The organism is Aliidongia sp. (genome assembly GCF_035943795.1).
Classification (GTDB): Bacteria; Pseudomonadota; Alphaproteobacteria; order ATCC43930; family CGMCC-115725; genus Aliidongia.
In genome coordinates, this window is record NZ_DASZBY010000133.1 from 1 (window position 1) to 16,654 (window position 16,654).

17 protein-coding genes are annotated in these 16,654 nt (G+C 67.3%); 12 read left to right on the forward strand and 5 right to left on the reverse strand.

The annotated features are described in order from the left end of the window. From VGV37_RS25580 to VGV37_RS25620, 9 genes are all read left to right on the forward strand, one after another. Window positions 1-1,191, forward strand: a 1,191-nt coding sequence (locus VGV37_RS25580) for an FAD-dependent oxidoreductase (protein ID WP_326882628.1), incomplete at its 5' end; no start/stop codon positions are given. Window positions 1,192-1,566: 375 nt separating this feature from the next. Then, window positions 1,567-2,052 carry a MarR family winged helix-turn-helix transcriptional regulator gene (locus VGV37_RS25585; protein ID WP_326882629.1) on the forward strand — a complete coding sequence of 162 codons (486 nt, stop codon included), beginning with the start codon at window positions 1,567-1,569 and terminating at the stop codon, window positions 2,050-2,052. A 6-nt stretch (window positions 2,053-2,058) separates the two neighbouring features. Then, a complete protein-coding gene (locus tag VGV37_RS25590) occupies window positions 2,059-2,853 on the forward strand; it encodes a hypothetical protein (protein ID WP_326882630.1) in 795 nt (264 codons plus the stop codon). Between the two features lie 59 nt (window positions 2,854-2,912). Further along, a complete protein-coding gene (locus VGV37_RS25595; RefSeq protein WP_326882631.1) occupies window positions 2,913-5,135 on the forward strand; it encodes a CHASE3 domain-containing protein in 2,223 nt (740 codons plus the stop codon). 167 nt (window positions 5,136-5,302) lie between these two features. Continuing rightward, window positions 5,303-6,184: a phosphate/phosphite/phosphonate ABC transporter substrate-binding protein gene (locus tag VGV37_RS25600; RefSeq protein WP_326882632.1), complete on the forward strand. Its 882-nt coding sequence runs from the start codon at window positions 5,303-5,305 to the stop codon at window positions 6,182-6,184. An 8-nt stretch (window positions 6,185-6,192) separates the two neighbouring features. Continuing rightward, a complete protein-coding gene (gene phnC, locus VGV37_RS25605; RefSeq protein WP_326882633.1) occupies window positions 6,193-6,954 on the forward strand; it encodes a phosphonate ABC transporter ATP-binding protein in 762 nt (253 codons plus the stop codon). Further along, window positions 6,951-7,709, forward strand: a complete 759-nt coding sequence (gene phnE / locus VGV37_RS25610; protein WP_326882634.1) for a phosphonate ABC transporter, permease protein PhnE — start codon at window positions 6,951-6,953, stop codon at window positions 7,707-7,709. Before phnC ends, phnE begins: the two co-directional genes overlap by 4 nt. 111 nt (window positions 7,710-7,820) lie before the next feature. Then, window positions 7,821-7,973: a hypothetical protein gene (locus VGV37_RS25615; RefSeq protein ID WP_326882635.1), complete on the forward strand. Its 153-nt coding sequence runs from the start codon at window positions 7,821-7,823 to the stop codon at window positions 7,971-7,973. 75 nt (window positions 7,974-8,048) lie between these two features. Further along, window positions 8,049-9,671, forward strand: coding sequence for an FMN-binding glutamate synthase family protein (locus tag VGV37_RS25620; protein ID WP_326882636.1), 1,623 nt, complete (start codon window positions 8,049-8,051; stop codon window positions 9,669-9,671). Between the two features lie 38 nt (window positions 9,672-9,709). On the opposite strand, the gene ilvD is transcribed toward VGV37_RS25620, so the two are convergent. Continuing rightward, window positions 9,710-11,566 carry a dihydroxy-acid dehydratase gene (gene ilvD, locus VGV37_RS25625; RefSeq protein WP_326882637.1) on the reverse strand — a complete coding sequence of 619 codons (1,857 nt, stop codon included), beginning with the start codon at window positions 11,564-11,566 and terminating at the stop codon, window positions 9,710-9,712. A gap of 179 nt (window positions 11,567-11,745) precedes the next feature. After that, window positions 11,746-12,117, reverse strand: a complete 372-nt coding sequence (locus VGV37_RS25630) for a darcynin family protein (RefSeq protein WP_326882638.1) — start codon at window positions 12,115-12,117, stop codon at window positions 11,746-11,748. 80 nt (window positions 12,118-12,197) lie between these two features. On the opposite strand from VGV37_RS25630, the gene VGV37_RS25635 reads away from it, so the two are divergent. Next, window positions 12,198-12,818 (forward strand): TetR/AcrR family transcriptional regulator, encoded by a 621-nt coding sequence (locus VGV37_RS25635; protein ID WP_326882639.1) that lies wholly within the window; start codon window positions 12,198-12,200, stop codon window positions 12,816-12,818. A 4-nt stretch (window positions 12,819-12,822) separates the two neighbouring features. Here the strand turns inward: VGV37_RS25635 and VGV37_RS25640 are convergent, their stop codons facing one another. Beyond that, window positions 12,823-13,110 carry a chorismate mutase gene (locus VGV37_RS25640; protein WP_326882640.1) on the reverse strand — a complete coding sequence of 96 codons (288 nt, stop codon included), beginning with the start codon at window positions 13,108-13,110 and terminating at the stop codon, window positions 12,823-12,825. 138 nt (window positions 13,111-13,248) lie between these two features. Between VGV37_RS25640 and VGV37_RS25645 the strand changes: the two genes are divergently transcribed. Next, entirely contained in the window at window positions 13,249-13,788 is a 540-nt protein-coding gene (locus tag VGV37_RS25645) for a peroxiredoxin (protein WP_326882641.1), read from the forward strand. 2 nt (window positions 13,789-13,790) lie between these two features. On the opposite strand, the gene VGV37_RS25650 is transcribed toward VGV37_RS25645, so the two are convergent. Then, a complete protein-coding gene (locus VGV37_RS25650; RefSeq protein ID WP_326882642.1) occupies window positions 13,791-14,537 on the reverse strand; it encodes an SDR family NAD(P)-dependent oxidoreductase in 747 nt (248 codons plus the stop codon). A 101-nt stretch (window positions 14,538-14,638) separates the two neighbouring features. Here VGV37_RS25650 and VGV37_RS25655 point away from each other — a divergent pair, with 101 nt between their 5' ends. Beyond that, complete coding sequence (locus VGV37_RS25655; RefSeq protein ID WP_326882643.1) at window positions 14,639-15,208, forward strand: hypothetical protein; 570 nt, start codon at window positions 14,639-14,641, stop codon at window positions 15,206-15,208. On the opposite strand, the gene VGV37_RS25660 is transcribed toward VGV37_RS25655, so the two are convergent. Further along, window positions 15,166-16,569, reverse strand: a complete 1,404-nt coding sequence (locus tag VGV37_RS25660; RefSeq protein WP_326882644.1) for a PLP-dependent aminotransferase family protein — start codon at window positions 16,567-16,569, stop codon at window positions 15,166-15,168. The two genes, VGV37_RS25655 and VGV37_RS25660, sit on opposite strands and share 43 nt — an antisense overlap. Between the last annotated feature and the right edge of the window lie 85 nt (window positions 16,570-16,654).

The window sequence follows — 16,654 nt, forward strand, 5'->3', positions numbered from 1 at the left end:
GCGGGCTGCTATCTGGCCGATCACCTGCTGCGCCTGGTACCGGACAGCCGGATCGACGTGATCGAACGCCTGCCGGTGCCGTTCGGACTGGTGCGCCATGGCGTGGCGCCGGATCATCAGGGCACCAAGGCGGTCGCCCGCGTGTTCGACCGGGTACTGTCGCGCGACCGGGTCGGCTTCTTCGGCCATGTCGAAGTCGGGCGGGACGTCACGCTGGGCGAGCTCGAAGCGCTCTATGATGCGGTCGTGATCGCGACCGGCGCGCCCGATGACCGGCGCCTGGGCATTCCTGGCGAGGATCTGCCGGGCGTCGTCGGCTCCGGCCGCTTCGTCGGGTGGCTGAACGGCCATCCCGATCATCCGGCGCCGGAGCTGCGCCCACCGCGTTCCGCCGTGATCATCGGCAACGGCAACGTGGCGCTCGACGTCGCACGCCTGCTGGCCAAGACCCCGGCCGAGTTGGTCGGGTCGGACCTGGGTGCGGCGGCATCGGATTTCCTGGCATCCGCGCCGCTCGACCGGATCCATGTCGTCGGCCGGCGCGGCCCGGAGGCGGCGAAGTTCACCGACCATGAACTGAGCGAGCTCGCGACCCTGGAGCGCGCCCGCCCGGTCGTCGCCGATCCGGCGCGGTTGCGGTCCGAGACCTCGACCCAGGAAATCATGCGCGGCTTCGCGGCCTTGCCGCCGAAGCCAGTCACCATCGCGTTCCATTTCGGACTGGTGCCGGACGCCATGCTGGGCCAGACGGCGGTCGAAGCGGTTCGCTTTCGGGACGCCGATGGCAAGGCCCGCGAGCTGGCGGCCGATCTGGTCGTGACCTGTGTCGGCTATCAGGCCCACGCCTGCTGTTCCCAGGCGCCGACGGACGGCCGGTTCGCCAGTGACGGTGGCCATATCCGCGACCGCCTGTTCGCCGTCGGCTGGGCGAAGCGCGGGCCGAGCGGTACCATCCCGACCAACCGGATCGAGGCCCAGGCGGTGGCGCAACGCATCGCCGACAAGATCGGTGACGGCGACCGGTCAGGCGGCGCCGGCCTGCGCGCAATGCTCGACCGGCGCGGGGTCGCCACGGTCGACCAGGAGGGTTGGCGACGCATCGAGGGCTACGAGCGCGAGCGCGCCGATGCCAATCGTTGCCGACGGAAATTGACGACGGTCGATGAGATGCTGACGGCGGCCGGCAGGTGACGCAGCGGTCCGGCGCAACGGGTCTCCCAATTCCGTAGATCGCCCCGCGCGTGGCGGGCGGCGGCCAGTCCGATCAAGGGAGTTTGTCTATCGATCGCAAATTCCGATTGCCTTGAGGACCACCAGCATTCGAAACGAACGGCGCATGGACCGCGGCGCCTGATCGGCTGCTGCGAACGCGCCTACGCACTACCCACGCGGTCGCCGGCCCCGACGCGAAGCGGCTGGGCGACGGTCTGACGCCCGATCAATCTTCAACATATTTTATCGATTCGGGGCGGAAACTGGCGAAGGGCGGCGATCAAAGATCCCCTCTCGTTTGAAACAGCGACATCGGCCCGATAGCCGTGTCCTCCCGGCAAAAGGTTTCATTAAATGAAACAGACTTACCTCGACATGATCTCCGTCATAGAGCACCTGCATCGACAATTTCTCGATCTGGTCAGCGCCGAACTCGAACGGAGCTCGATACAGGACATCAACAGTGTTCAAGCCAATATACTTTTCAATATTGGCCCCGCCGACCTGACAGTCGGAGAATTGACGTTGAACGGCTGCTATCTCGGTTCGAACGTTTCCTACAACGTGAAGAAATTGGTCGAGGCCGACTATCTCCTGCAGCAGCGCTCGTCACATGATCGACGCCTGGTTCGTGTCCGGTTGTCGCCGAAGGGTCTGGCGCTCGTCGCCGAGATCGATGCGATGCACGACCGGCATCTGGCACAAATGACCGAGGGGCCATTGAACGGAACCGCCGTCGCCGATGCGCTGACGACCCTCCGCCGGGTCGATCGATTCTGGCACCGCATGGCCGAGCAAAGTCAGCCCCCGCTGTCGACCTTCGCCAGCCGCGCGGCCTGATCCCACATGCCGCGCATTCCTCGCGAGCGGGATGCACGGCAACGGTCGAGGCCTGCGGGGAATGCGCTCTCGCTCTTCGGCGTCGCCCTGGGTGTTCTGATCGCTGCTGCCGCGCCAGCCGCAGCGACGGACATCTCGCTGATCGCATCGCCCATTCCGCCGTTCATCACGGAAGAAGGCACGGGCCCGGTGGTCCGTCTCGTGCTCGATCTGGCGCGACGGGTCGGCAACAACCCCAACGTCAGCGTCGTGCCCCTGGGCCGCGCGCTCGACCTGGCCCACGACCGGCCCGCCGGCATCTTCCTGCTGGGACGCTCGCCAGAGCGCGAGGACATGCTGTCCTGGGGTCCCATTCTGGTCGAAGAGGAAATGGTCCTGCTGACCAGAACCGGTGCGGAGAACGCGATCGGCGATCTGGCGGCAGCAAAAGCACGGCATATCGGCACGTTGCAGCATTCCGTGACCGAGGAACTGCTGCTGGAGCAGGGGTTCGGCAACGTCACCGGGGTGCCCACCAACATCCTTGCCGCGCGCATGCTCGATGCCGGCCGCTTCGATGCGTGGTGCGTGCCGCTGCATGCGGCTGACGCGGCGATCCGGGCTGCCGCGCTGCCGCCAAAGGGTTTTCGCAATGCGCTGACCCTCTCGAAGCTGCCGCTCTATCTCGCCTTCAGTCACCAGGTGCCCCAAGCCGACATCGACCGCTGGTCCGCCGCCTTCCGGGCAATGCAGGCGGACGGCTCCTACCGCGTCCTCATGACCGAGGGAGCGCCTGGACAGGCTGTTGGATCGGAGCGATAAAGTTTCGTCACCAAACGATTGCCGCAAGCCGGGTCCCGCCAGTCTCGAGGAAAACAAATTTGGCTGCCGTCATCGCCAAAGCGAACGCCATGGTCCTGGCCGGCCTGGTGGCCCTGGTCGCGATCATCGCGCTGGTCAGCTACGACCATGCCCTGCGTTTCGAGGCCGCGCGCGACGCGGCGCGCCATAGCCGGATCGTCGTCGATGCGGTCCAGGACCTGCGCTCGGCAGTTCAGGCGGCCGAGACCGGTCAGCGCGGCTATCTGCTGACCGGACGCGAGGAATATCTCGCCCCCTATCACGGCGCGCTCACGGACATCGCCGTCCTGCAGGGGCGGCTGTCGCAGCTGATCGGCAATGAACCCGCGCAGCAGAAGCGGGTCGAAGCTTTGACCCAGGCCATACAGGAAAAGCTGTCCGAGATCGCCCACACGATCGAGCTGCGCACGAGCTATGGCGTCGATGCCTCGCTGCATGCGGTCGATACCGACATCGGGCTGCGCGCCATGGAACGGATCATGGCCTTGCTGGGCGAGATGCAATCCGTCGAAAGCGCCCGGATGGAACAGGGCATCGCAACTGCCGACGCGGCCGAGGTGCTGACCCGGTGGTGGAGCATCGGCGGGACCGCTCTCGCCATCCTGCTGCTGGGCTTCGGCGCCTGGCTGTTGCGCCGCTCGTTCGGCGATCTGCGGACGGCCCAGAGCGAGGCCCGTTCGCTGGCACTGCACCTGCAATCCTCGTTCGACAGCTTGAGCCAGGGCATCGCCGTGTTCGACGCCGAGCGTCAGCTGGTCCATTGGAACGGCCGGTTCACCCAGTTGCTGGACCTGCCGCCCTCGCTGCAGGTCCATGGCACGAGCTACCTCAGCCTCGGCCATTTCCTCAGCAGCGAGGACCGGCCGCCGTTCTTCGAGACCGAAGAACAGATCGTCCTCGCCGAGAGCGGCCGGTCGCGGCGCGAGCCGGTCGTCTACGAGCGCAGCCTGGGCGGCCGCATCTTCGAGGTGCGGCGCACGCCGATGCCCGACGGCGGCTTCGTCGTCACCTGTACCGACCTGACCGACCGGGTGACGGCGGAGCGCACCCTGCGCGAAGCGCAGAAGATGCAGGCGATCGGCCAGCTGACCGGCGGCGTCGCTCATGACTTCAACAATCTGCTGACCGTGATCCTGGGCAATCTCGAAGCGATGCAGGCCCTGCTGGGCCAGGATCATCCGATCGTTCCCCGGATCGAGAGCGCGGCACGCGGGGCCGAGCGCGGTGCCAGCCTGACCCGGCACCTGCTCGCCTTCGCCCGGCGCCAGCCGCTCGAGCCGAAGCCGGTCAGTCTGCGCCGCCTATTCACCGACATGACCGGCTTGCTGCGCCGGACCTTGGGCGAGCATATCGACGTGCGCGTGGTCGAGACCGCCGGCCTGTGGGACGTGCTGGCCGACCCGGCCCAGGTCGAAAGCGCCGTGCTGAACCTGGCGATCAACGCGCGTGACGCCATGCCCTCGGGCGGCCGGCTGACCATCGAAACCGCCAACGTGATGCTGGACGAGACTTATGCGCGCGGCCATGTCGAGGTGACCGCCGGCGACTATGTGATGATCGCCGTCACCGATACCGGCACCGGCATGACGCCGGAAGTGATCGACCGGGCCTTCGAGCCATTCTTCACGACCAAGGACGCCGGACGCGGTACCGGCCTGGGCCTGTCCATGGTGTTCGGCTTCGCCAAGCAGTCTTTCGGCCATGTGAAGATCTATAGCGAGCTCGGCCACGGCACGAGCGTGAAGCTGTATCTGCCCCGGGTCGTCGGCGTCTCGACCCGCTACGAGCGACCTGTCGAACCGCTCGAGCTGCCGCGCACGTCGGCCACCATCCTCGTGGTCGAGGACGACGAGGCCGTGCGCGAGGTCGTCGTGATGCACCTGCGCGATTTCGGCTATAGCGTGATCGAGGCCGGCGACGGGGCCGAAGCCTTGGAGCGCGCCGGGGGCACGGTGCCGATCGACATGGTGCTGACCGACGTCGTCCTGCCCGGCACGATACGCGGCAAGGAACTGGTCCGGCGCCTGACCGACCTGTCGCCCGGGCTCAAGGTGCTGTTCATGTCGGGCTATACCGAGAATGCCATCGTGCATCACGGCAAGCTCGACGACGGCGTGCAGCTGCTGAGCAAGCCGTTCAAGCGCGATCAGCTGGCCCGCAAGGTCGCCGAAGTGCTGGGCACCGACGCGGCGGAAGACGACAACGTGGTCCAGCTGAATGCGGTGCAAAATCCAAAGGGCTGAGCAGCGCATCCAAGGCCCAGCCCTTCGACGAATCCCGGGCTTGTCCAGGCAATTTCGCCGCCGACATGGATCGGGCATGGAACTGCAATCCCCTTGACATGAGCCGGTCGTAGCCTCCGCTCCGGCAGCGCGACCTTGGCCGCGCGCCTTCGTTTTGGAGGATCATCATGCGCGCCTGGACCTGTCTCGCCGTTCCCGCCACGCTTCTGGCCGGCACTGCCTTCGCCGCCGACGATTGTCCGAACGGCGGCACCGTCCGCTTCGGCGTCGAGCCCTACGAGGCCGCCTCGCGCCTGCTGCCGGTCTATGAGGACGTAGCCAAGCTGATCGCCGACAAGCTCGGCTGCAAGGTCGAGGTTCAGGTGACCACGAGCTACAATGCCGAGATCGAGGCGATGCGCGCCGGCAAGCTGGAGATCGGCGAGTTCGGTCCGCTGGGCTACGTCCTGGCCCACCAGGTCGCCAAGGCCGAGGCGGTCGCGAGCTTTTCGCAGGCCGACGGCAAGCCGATGACATATACCGCCAGCATCGTCACCTGGCCGGGCTCCGGCGTCGCCACGCTCAAGGATACGGTCGGCCATTCCTTCGCCTTCTCGGATCCGGCCTCGACCTCGGGCCATCTGTTTCCGGCCTACGCGCTGCAGAAGGCCGGCATCGATGCCGACAAGGGCGTGAAGCCGGTCTATGCCGGCAGCCATACCGCCACGTTCGAGGCGCTGCGCAACCACAAGGTCGAAGTGGGCGAGCTCAACAGCGACCAGATCACGTCCGCCCGGCACCAGAACATGTGGCAAGACGGCATGTTCACCACATTGTGGCAGTCCGACCCGATCCCGCAGGACCCGATCGCAGTGCGCGGCGACCTGCCGGCAAGCCTCAAGGCCCGCCTGACCCAGATCCTGCAGAACCTCGATCTCAAGGTGCTGCCGCAGAAGGACCTGGACGTGCTGGCCGGCGACGGCAAGAGCTTCGTCGCGATCGACGATGCGGCCTATGACGGCATCCGCGACATGGTGAAGATCCTCAAGGTCGATCTGGCGAAGCTGTGAGGCCCGCCATGGCCGGAAACCCTGCCCGCTTGGTCGTCCGCGGCCTCGCCAAGCGCTATCCGAACGGACGGGTCGCCCTCAAGGGGGTCGACCTTTGCGTGCGCGACGGCGAGCTGGTCGTCATCCTGGGCAGCAACGGCAGCGGCAAATCCACCCTGCTGCGCTCGATCGTCCGGTTGATCGAACCGACCGAGGGCGAGGTGCTGATCGACGGACGCTCTATCGCCGGGCTCGGCGCCGAGGAATTGCGCCAGGCGCGCATGGCCTGCGGCATGATCTTCCAGCATGCCAATCTGGTGCGTCGCCGCAACGTGCTGGCCAACGTCGCGACCGGAGCGCTGGGCCGGCACCGGACCTTCGGTAGCGCGCTGGGCCTGCTGCCCCGGTGCGAGCTGGAGGCGGCGCATGGCTTTCTCAAGGAGGTCGGCCTGGTCGATTTCGCCCAGCAGCGCGCGGGCACCCTGTCGGGCGGCCAGCAGCAGCGGGTCGCCATCGCCCGGGCGTTGGCTCAGCGGCCGCGGTTGCTGCTGGCGGACGAGCCGGTCGCCAGCCTGGATCCGGAATCGGCGCGCGAGATCATGGCGCTGTTACGCCGGCTCGCGACCGAGGACGGGCTTGCCGTGCTGACCGTGCTGCATCAGCCGGACCTGGCGCTCGCCTATGCCGACCGGGTCATCGGTCTCAAGGACGGCGAGGTCGTGTTCGATGGCAAGCCCGATGCGATCTCGGTCCCGATGGTCGACCTGCTCTACCAACGCCAGGCCGCGTGAGGCGGTCGTCGCTGCTGACGCTGGCCCTGCTGGCCGGCATCGGCCTGTTCGGCCAGTCGCTCTGGGTCGTCGACGCACGGCTGTCGGAGCTGGTGACCGGCGTCCACGGCATGGCGGACATCATCGCCCGCGCCTCGCCGCCGGATTTCTCCAGCCTGCCCGACATCGCGTGGCCGGCGCTGGAGACGCTCGACATCGCACTGTTCGGCACGGTCTGCGGCGTCATCATGGCGGTGCCGTTCGCCGTCCTGGCTGCCCGCAACGTGACGCCCTCGCGCCCGCTCTATCTGTTCGCGCGCGGGATCATCGCGCTGACCCGCGCCGTGCCGGACCTGATCTGGGCGCTGCTGTTCGTGACCGCGGTCGGCCTCGGCCCCTTCCCCGGCGCGCTGGCGCTGTCGGTCCATTCCATCGGCATGCTCGGTCGCCTGTTCGCGGAGCTGATCGAGGACATGGACATGGGCGCGGTCGAGGCGCTGACCCTGACCGGCGCCGGCCGCACCCAGGTCTTCACCCACGCGGTCGTGCCGACCCTGCTGCCCTCGCTGCTCGGCATCGCGCTCTATCGCTTCGACGAGAACCTGCGCTCGTCCCTGGTGCTGGGTTTCGTTGGCGCGGGCGGCTTGGGATTCCGCATGCTGACTGCGATGAACCTGTTCCAGTATCGCGAAGTTTCGATGCTGCTGATCGTCACGTTCCTGCTCGTGGTCGGCGCGGAGCAGATTTCGGCGGGCTTGCGTCGTTTGATGGCCTGACCGGCACTTTTCCACCTCGCGGAACGTTAGCGCCATGGTACTCTACCTATCCATGCCAATGACGCCGGTCTCGCCATGTACGATCCGGAGCACGATCAGGAGGAAAACAGGGTGACGGCGAGCCTCGGCGCGCTGGCTCTGACCCTGTTGTTCATCGTGCTTGGCATCTTCCTCGAACAGAAATTGGCCGCGCAAAGCCGGCTCGAAGATTGCCTGATGAGCGGTCGCACCAATTGCGCGCCGCTCTGGGTTCCGCATCGCTGACCGCCTGCCCCGGTCGCCCGCGACCGGTCCGGTTACCCCTCCCCCTTCCTTTTCATTCCGATGGATGTCCGATCCATGCCGCAGATCCTCAGGCTCGCGTTCACCCGCCGCTATGGTCTCTATGCGGCCGTGCTGGTCGCGACATTCGTCCTGCTGGTGCTGAGCCTCGCTCACAGCTATTTCCTGCCGGCCTTCATCGTGCTGCTGGCGCTCTCGGCGGTCGGCACCTACGACGTGCGCCAGACCCACCATTCGCTGCGGCGCAACTACCCGATCGCCGCCCATATCCGTTACCTGCTGGAAGAGATGCGGCCGGAGATCCGGCAGTATTTTCTCGAGAGCGACACGGACGGCGTGCCGTTCAACCGCAACGAGCGCTCGCTGGTCTATCAGCGCGCCAAGGGCCAGCTCGACAAGCGCCCGTTCGGCACCGAGCTCGACGTCTATTCCGCCTCGTTCGAATGGCTGAACCATTCGGTAGCACCCAAGGAGCCGGCGACCGAGCCGTTCCGCATCACCATCGGCGGCCCGGACTGCAAGCAGCCCTATTCGGCATCGATCTTCAACATCTCGGCCATGAGTTTCGGCGCGCTCAGCGCCGCCGCGATCCGCGCGCTGAACCGCGGCGCCAAGCTTGGCGGCTTCGCCCACGACACCGGCGAAGGCGGCTTCAGCCCGCATCATCGGCCGGAAGGTGGCGACATCATCTGGGAGATCGGCTCCGGCTATTTCGGCTGCCGCGACGAAGCCGGCCATTTCTCGCCGGAGCGCTTCGCCAAACAGGCGGCCGAGCCGCAGGTCAAGATGGTCGAGATCAAGCTGAGCCAGGGCGCCAAGCCCGGCCATGGCGGCGTGCTGCCCGGAGCCAAGGTCTCGCCCGAGATCGCACTGACCCGCGGCGTGCCGGAGGGGATCGACTGCATCTCGCCGGCACGCCACTCGGCCTTTTCGACGCCGATCGAGATGATGCATTTCATCGCGCAGCTGCGCGTGCTGTCCCAGGGCAAGCCGGTGGGGTTCAAGCTATGCCTGGGCCATCCCTGGGAATTCCTGGGCATCGCCAAGGCCATGATCGAAACCGGCATCTATCCGGACTTCATCGTGGTCGACGGGTCGGAGGGCGGCACGGGGGCCGCACCTCTGGAATTCGTCGACCATATCGGCATGCCGCTGCGCGAAGGGCTGATGTTCGTCCATAACACGCTGGTCGGACTCAACATCCGCGAGCGCATCAAGATCGGCGCCAGCGGCAAGATCACGGCCGCGTTCGATCTGGCGCGCACGCTCGCCATCGGCGCCGACTGGTGCAATGCCGCGCGCGGCTTCATGTTCGCGCTCGGCTGTATCCAGTCGCAGAACTGCCACACCGACCGCTGCCCGACCGGCGTCGCAACCCAGGACCCGATGCGCCAGCGCGCGCTCGTCGTGCCCGACAAGGCCCAGCGCGTGTTCCATTTCCATAAATCGACGATCGAGGCGCTGGCCGAAGTCATCGCCGCCGCCGGGCTCGACCATCCAAGCGAGCTCATGCCCTGGCACTTCTCCAAGCGCCTGGGCGCCGTGCGGGTCCAGACCCTCGACCAGATCTATCGCTTCCTGACGCCCGGCGAGCTGCTCGAGGACACCGACGACCCGATCTTCAAGGACGCCTGGCGCATGGCCCAGACCACCAGCTTCCTGCCAGCGGCCGGAACCTAGGCGTCGCTCTGCCGAGGGGTTGACGGCGGCGGCGCGGCCTATCCGCGCCGCTGGACCTGCGTCACGTCGCGCACCGCGCCGCGCGACGCGCTGGTGGTGAGCGCCGCATAGGCCTGCAGCGCCGGCGAGACGACCCGGTCGCGATCGACCGGGTGCCAGCCGGCATGGCCCTTCGCATCCATCGCCGCGCGTCGGCGGGCCAGTTCTTCTTCGGAGAGGTCGACCCGGATCGCACGGTTCGGAATGTCGATGACGATCAGGTCGCCCTCCTCGACCAGGCCGATGGCACCACCCTCGGCCGCTTCCGGCGAGACATGGCCGATCGACAGGCCCGAGGACCCGCCGGAGAAGCGGCCGTCGGTCACGAGCGCGCAGGCCTTGCCCAGGCCCTTGGACTTCAGATAGCTGGTCGGATACAGCATCTCCTGCATGCCCGGGCCGCCCTTGGGGCCTTCGTAGCGGATCAGCACCACGTCACCTTCGGCGATCTGGTCGCCCAGGATGCCGATCACCGCCGCATCCTGGCTTTCGAAGATGCGGGCCGGCCCCTGGAAGGTCAGCAGGCTGTCGTCGACGCCGGCCGTCTTCACGATGCAGCCATCGAGCGCGATGTTGCCGTAGAGCACGGCCAGACCGCCGTCCTGGCTGAAAGCATGGGCCTTGTCGCGGATGACGCCGCCGACGCGGTCCGTATCCAGCGAGTCGTACCGCTTGTCCTGGCTGAACGCCTCCGTCGTGCGCACACCGCCGGGGGCGGAGCGGTAGAAGGTCTCGATGCTTGAGTCCTTGGATGTGGTCACGTCCCACTTGGCGAGGGCGGCACCCAAGGTCGGGGCATGCACGGTCGGCCCGTCGGTGTGGATCAGGCCGGCCCGGTCGAGCTCGGCCACGATGCCCAGGATGCCGCCGGCACGATGCACGTCCTCGACATGCACGTCGGCGACCGAGGGTGCGACCTTGCACAGTACCGGGACGCGGCGCGACAGCCGATCGATGTCGCTCATGGTGAATTCGACCTCGCCCTCGTGGGCGGCCGCCAACAGATGCAGCACCGTATTGGTCGACCCGCCCATGGCGATGTCGAGCGTCATGGCGTTTTCGAAGGAGTTGAAGTTGGCGATGGTGCGCGGCAGCGCGGTCGCGTCGTCCTGCTCGTACCAGCGGCGCGCCAGATCGACGATGGTCCAGCCGGCATCGACGAACAGCCGCTTGCGGTCCGCGTGGGTCGCCAGCACGGTGCCGTTGCCCGGCAGCGCCAGGCCCAGCGTTTCGGTCAGGCAATTCATCGAATTGGCGGTGAACATGCCGGAGCAGGAGCCGCAGGTCGGACAGGCCGAGCGCTCCATCACGGCCGCATCCTCGTCGGAGACCGTCGGATCGGCGGCGGCAACCATGGCGCTGATCAGGTCGACCGCCTTGCTGACGCCGTTGTGCACGATCTTGCCGGCCTCCATCGGGCCGCCGGACACGAAGATCACCGGGATGTTGAGCCGCATCGCGGCCATCAGCATGCCGGGCGTGATCTTGTCGCAATTGGAGATGCAGACCAGCGCGTCGGCGCAATGGCCGTTGACCATGTATTCGACGCTGTCGGCGATCAGTTCGCGCGACGGCAGGCTGTAGAGCATGCCGCCATGGCCCATGGCGATGCCGTCGTCGATGGCGATGCAGTTGAATTCCTTGGCGACACCACCCGCCTTCTCGATCTCCCGCGCGACCAGCTGGCCCAGGTCCTTCAGATGCACGTGACCCGGCACGAACTGGGTGAAGGAGTTGGCTATGGCGATGATCGGCTTGCCGAAATCCGCATCCGTCATACCCGTCGCGCGCCACAGGCCGCGGGCGCCGGCCATGTTGCGGCCGTGAGTGCTGGTTCGGGAACGATAGGCAGGCATCGCGGATCCTCTCGGGCGGAAAGCAGAACGGTACGATCAGGCCCCGGAAGATACGCCGCAACCGTAATAACCGGCAATCGCCGCATGGCTGCTGCGAAAGAAAAGATCGATCCTAACGCGTTTCGCGATCGGTCGCCGGGGCCGATCCCTGACCGCCCTGGCCAGGGATCCCCGATGGCTCAGGCGCTGAGCGCCGCCCGATTGTAGTTGGAGGCATAGGCGTTCTCGACGCCGGGCAGGATCTCAACGATCGCGAAATAGCGATCCCAGAACGGGGTTTCGCGCAGGTCCTCGACCAGCAGTTCGTAGGCGTGATGGTCGGTCGCCTCCCACATCCACAGATCGGTGACGCGGGCGGAGTAGAACTCGATGTCGTAGAAGCGCAGCCGCACGTTCGGGCGGTGCTTCTTCACGATCGGCTCGACATGTTCGGCCAGCAGCCGGAAGCGCTCGTCGATGGAGAAGCCCAGCCATTCCGGATTGGTCTTGACCAGCATGAACACGGTCAGCGCCGCGGTCGAGGTTGCCGGCTCGTTCGTTTTCTCAGGCATCTCTCATTTCCTGTTTGTCATGGAGGGAACGAGGAATAAGATGTGAGCAATCGCTCATATTGGCTACTCGCATCCCGGACATGACATCGAGACGACAGCCGGCCGGCCTGAACCCCAGGAAATCCCCCGCACAATCGCGCGCCGTCGAGACGGTCGCCGCGGTGCTGGAGGCGGCGGCTCGCATTCTGGAAGAGCGCGGCTTCGCCGGCTACACCACGAATGCCGTGGCCGAACGGGCCGGCGTCAGCATCGGTTCGCTCTATCAGTATTTTCCCGGCAAGGATGCGCTGATGGTGGCGCTGATCGAGCGGGAAACCGCGACCCTGCTGGCCGATATCGCGAAAATCCCGCCCGGCATCGGGCTGGAGGCGCGGCTCGGCCAGATGATCCGGGCCGGCGTGACGCACCAGATGCGCCGGCCGGTGCTGGCCGTGCTGCTCGATTTCGAGGAGCGCCGCCTGCCGCTCGGCGCCCGTGACGAGCGGGTCGCCGATCAGATCCACCGCATGCTGATCGACACGCTGGCGGCCGAGGGCCTGCCGGCGACGGGCGATCGGACCGTCGCAGCACAGGATCTGCTGGCGATCACCCGCGGCATGATCGATGCCGCCGGAGAGCGCGGCGAAATCGATGCCCACGACCTGGAGCGACGGGTCGCCCGGGCGCTGTTCGGCTATCTGGGACGAGAGCCTCCGGCGTGACCGCTCAGGCGGGCGTGGCGCCGATCAGCCGCTCTTCCAGCCGGCAGGTCTCTTCGATGATCCGCGCCCAGATGTCACGGACATAGGCGGGATCGAGCCCGCGCGTTGCCCCGCGCTCCGCGCAACGCGCCTTGACCGCCTCGATCCGGTCGGGCAGCCGGACGGCAATGCCCGTCGCCTGCTTGTAGGCGGCGACCCGCTCGGCAACGGCGATCCGCTCGGCCAGCAGGTCGAGCAGTTGGTCGTCGATACCATCGATGAGGCGGCGCAGGTCGGTGAGATCGACAGCCATCAGGCTTTCTCCAGTCGGTCGGGGAAATCGCGGGCGATAAAAGCGTCATCCCGCGCCCCTGTCAAACCGACGGCAGAAGAATATATTGCAATCCGAATGCAGGTGCCGGTTCACGGCCCCTCGTGCCGGAGTATCGCCATGAAGCGCATCTTGACCACGGCCCTGCTGACCGGCCTGCTTGCGACCCCTGCCCTTGCCGCGCTGAAGCCCGGCGATGCGGCACCGGATTTCACCGCGCCGGCGACCCTGGCCGGCAAGGAATTCACCTTCTCGCTGGCCGACAAGCTCAAGGACGGGCCGGTCGTGCTGTATTTCTACCCGGCCGCCTTCACGTCGGGCTGCTCGGTCGAGGCTCATGATTTCGCCGAGGCGACCGACCGGTTCAAGGCGCTGGGCGCCAGCATCATTGGCGTGTCGGCCGACAAGATCGACGTGCTCGACAAATTCTCGACGGCCGATTGCCAGAGCAAATTCGCCCTCGCCGCCGACCCGGATCTCAAGGTCGCCAAATCGTACGATTCGGTGCTGACCTCGCTCCTGGGCTATGCCGACCGCACCTCCTACGTGATCGCGCCCGACGGCAAGGTGCTCTACAGCTACAGCGCGATGGATCCCGACAAGCATGTCGAGAACACGCTGGCGGCCGTGACGAGATGGCGGGCCGATCACAAGGGTTGATGTCAGAACGGCTCGACGAACGGCCGGAGGTCGATTTCCTGGGTCCAGGCCGAGCGCTGCTGGCGGTGGAGCTGCCAATAGGCTTCCGCGATCTGATCGAGCTGCAGCATGCCGTCCGGGCCCTTTTCCGCGCGGCGAGCCGGCATGCGGCTGTTGAGCCTTTCGCCGTCGATGCCGCCGTCGATCACCACATGGGCGACATGAAGGCCCTGGGGTCCGAACTCCCGCGCCATGGCCTGGGCGACCATGCGCAGGCCCGCCTTGGCGGCGCTGAACGCCGCGAAATTCGGCCGGCCGCGCAGCGATGCGCTGGCGCCCGTGAACAGGATCGTGCCGCGGCCGAGCGGCGCCAGGCGGCGCGCCGCCTCGCGCCCGATCAGGAAGCCGCCGAGGCAGCCGACCCGCCAGGTTTCCTCGAACCATTCGACGCTCATGGTCTGGAAGTCATGGGGTCGATTGCTGCCCGCGTTATAGACGACGAGATCCAAGGGACCGGCGTCGTCGTCGGTCGCGGCCCGATCGAACAGGGCGACCACGTCGGCCTCGCGCGTCGTGTCGGTCGGCACCGCGGTCGCCAGGCCGCCCGACCGGCGGATGGTGTCCGCGACCTGCTCGACCTTGGCCGGTGTCGTGCCGGCGACCAGCACATGATAGCCCTCGGCGGCAAAGCGCCGGCACAGCGCCGCGCCCAACCCGGCTTCGGCGCCGACGCCGACCACGACGGCCTTCGGTGGTCTTGTTGCACTCATGATCGGTCTCCCCCGGTCGAACTCTTCGGCATGCGCCCCGATCAGTGTCGACAATTGCGCGCCATTCGACAATGGGCCGGGTCGCGTGCATGATCCCCGGCATGTCGCCACGGAAGATTCTCGGCTGGCTCCGCGCCTATGCCGCCCATGACGACCCGCTCGTCGCCACCGCCAACCTGGTCGCCCTGGTCGTCGCGAGCAACGTACCGTTCTATCCGGTCTACCACCTGCTGCTGATCGGCCGCGACGCCTGGCCAGCACTGCTGGAGGCGCCGGTCGCCCTGATATTCTTCGCCATTCCGTGGGTCTCGCGCCGCTCCGGCCTCGTCGGTCGGACCCTGCCGCCGCTGGTGGGCGTGGCCAATACGCTGTTCTGCATGAAGATCCTGGGCGAGGCCTCGGGCAACGCCCTGTTCCTGGTGCCCTGCGTCGTTGCCGCCGCCTTTTCGTTCCGGGCGAAGGAGCGCTGGGTCATGCTGCCGCTGGTCTGGCTGCCGGTCGCCGTCTTTCTGCTGAGCATCGACCGGATGGGCGCCCCGCTGGCACCCTTCACCGACGCGCAATTCGCGGCCATGCTGCGCCTGAACGCGGTCAGCACCGGCATCTTCGTGGGCTTCCTCGGCATGCTCTACGGGCGCGCCGGCATCGAGAGCGCGCGAGCCAGCCGCTGAACCACCGCCGGTGCCTGCGCCGGCTCCAGATTGGTAAAACTCAGCAACAGCCCGTGCCGTTGCGCTGGTCCGGCGTATGCCCGCGACAGCGCGCTCGGCGCCAGGCCGGCGAGTTCGCAAGCCTCGACAGCCGCCACGTCGTCGACCCCATCGTCCAGGCCCAACAGCACATGCATGCCGCCGGCGCCGAGGCTGACGCGCTCCCGCCCGAACTGCCGTTCCAATTCTCTGGCGAGCGCCGCCCGGCGTCGCGCATAGAGCTGGCGCATGCGCCGGATGTGCCGGCCGAAATGGCCCTCGGCCAGAAACGCCGCCAAGGTCGCCTGGCTGTCCGCAGCCGGCAGCGGCGCGAGCAAGGCCGCCGTTTCGGCCAGACGCTCGGTCAATTCCGCCGGCGCCACCAGGTAGCCGAGCCGCAGGCCCGGAAACAGCGCCTTGCTGAAGGTACCGACATAGAGCACCCGGCCGACGCGATCGAGGCTCTTCAACGGCGGCAGCGGCCGGCCGACATAGCGGAACTCGCTGTCGTAATCATCCTCGACGATCCAACTGCCCTCTGTCGCCGCCCAGCCGAGCAACTGCAGGCGTCGCGGCAGCGACAGTGCCACGCCGAGGGGCGAATGGTGGGATGGCGACACCATCGCAAGCCGTGCCGTAGGGGCGAGGGCGATGCCGGCCGCGACGTCGAGCCCCTCGCCATCGACCGGGACCCCGACGATGTGCGCGCCGGCCGCCGCCAGCCCGTCGCGGCCCAGAAAATACCCGGGCTCCTCCATCCAGACCGGCCGACCCGCGATCTCGAGCACACGGCAGATCAGGCCGAGAGCGCCCTGGAATCCCGCGGTCACGATGACCTGCTCGGGCAGAACCGCGATGCCGCGCGCGACGGCCAGATAGCGCGCGATGGCATGGCGCAGCGGCGCGATGCCGGCCGGATCCGGCGTCAGCAGCGCCGCCGTCGACAGCACGTGGGCCTGCCGCGCCGCAAGGCGGGACCAGAGCTTGCGCGGGAAACGGTCGAGGGCCGGCAACCCCATCTGGAACGGCAGCGGACCGCCGGCCGATCCCATGGCGCGCGGGATCGCGGGCGCCGGCACCGGCAGGTTTCGCCCCACAACCGCAACGGCCGCCACGAAGGTGCCGGCAGCACCGCGCCCGATGATATAGCCCTCGCCGGCCAGCTGGCCGTAAGCAGCCTCGACAGTGCCCCGCGCGATGCCGAGCTGGCTGGCGAGGCTGCGGGCCGAGGGCAGCCGGGCGCCGATCGCCAGCGTTCCGTCGAGCACGGCGGCGCTGATGCGCCGATAGAGCTGGCGGTAGGCCGGCTCGTCGGCGGCACGGTCGAGCAGATGATCGAACATGGCCCAGCCATATCATCAAAACTTGGATCTATCGACTAGGTCTTGACCGTCCTATTTCTGATGCATCCGGTGGGCATGGGGCCCG

Excerpts from the sequence above, each read along its gene's own strand:
- VGV37_RS25660 (WP_326882644.1), bottom strand. The coding sequence starts at position 16,569 with ATGTTCGATCATCTGCTCGACCGTGCCGCCGACGAGCCGGCCTACCGC.
- VGV37_RS25585 (WP_326882629.1), top strand. The coding sequence starts at position 1,567 with ATGAAACAGACTTACCTCGACATGATCTCCGTCATAGAGCACCTGCAT.
- VGV37_RS25655 (WP_326882643.1), top strand. The coding sequence starts at position 14,639 with ATGTCGCCACGGAAGATTCTCGGCTGGCTCCGCGCCTATGCCGCCCAT.
- VGV37_RS25620 (WP_326882636.1), top strand. The coding sequence starts at position 8,049 with ATGCCGCAGATCCTCAGGCTCGCGTTCACCCGCCGCTATGGTCTCTAT.
- VGV37_RS25630 (WP_326882638.1), bottom strand. The coding sequence starts at position 12,117 with ATGCCTGAGAAAACGAACGAGCCGGCAACCTCGACCGCGGCGCTGACC.
- VGV37_RS25650 (WP_326882642.1), bottom strand. The coding sequence starts at position 14,537 with ATGAGTGCAACAAGACCACCGAAGGCCGTCGTGGTCGGCGTCGGCGCC.
- VGV37_RS25590 (WP_326882630.1), top strand. The coding sequence starts at position 2,059 with ATGCCGCGCATTCCTCGCGAGCGGGATGCACGGCAACGGTCGAGGCCT.
- VGV37_RS25640 (WP_326882640.1), bottom strand. The coding sequence starts at position 13,110 with ATGGCTGTCGATCTCACCGACCTGCGCCGCCTCATCGATGGTATCGAC.
- VGV37_RS25635 (WP_326882639.1), top strand. The coding sequence starts at position 12,198 with ATGACATCGAGACGACAGCCGGCCGGCCTGAACCCCAGGAAATCCCCC.
- phnC (WP_326882633.1), top strand. The coding sequence starts at position 6,193 with ATGGCCGGAAACCCTGCCCGCTTGGTCGTCCGCGGCCTCGCCAAGCGC.
- VGV37_RS25600 (WP_326882632.1), top strand. The coding sequence starts at position 5,303 with ATGCGCGCCTGGACCTGTCTCGCCGTTCCCGCCACGCTTCTGGCCGGC.
- ilvD (WP_326882637.1), bottom strand. The coding sequence starts at position 11,566 with ATGCCTGCCTATCGTTCCCGAACCAGCACTCACGGCCGCAACATGGCC.
- VGV37_RS25645 (WP_326882641.1), top strand. The coding sequence starts at position 13,249 with ATGAAGCGCATCTTGACCACGGCCCTGCTGACCGGCCTGCTTGCGACC.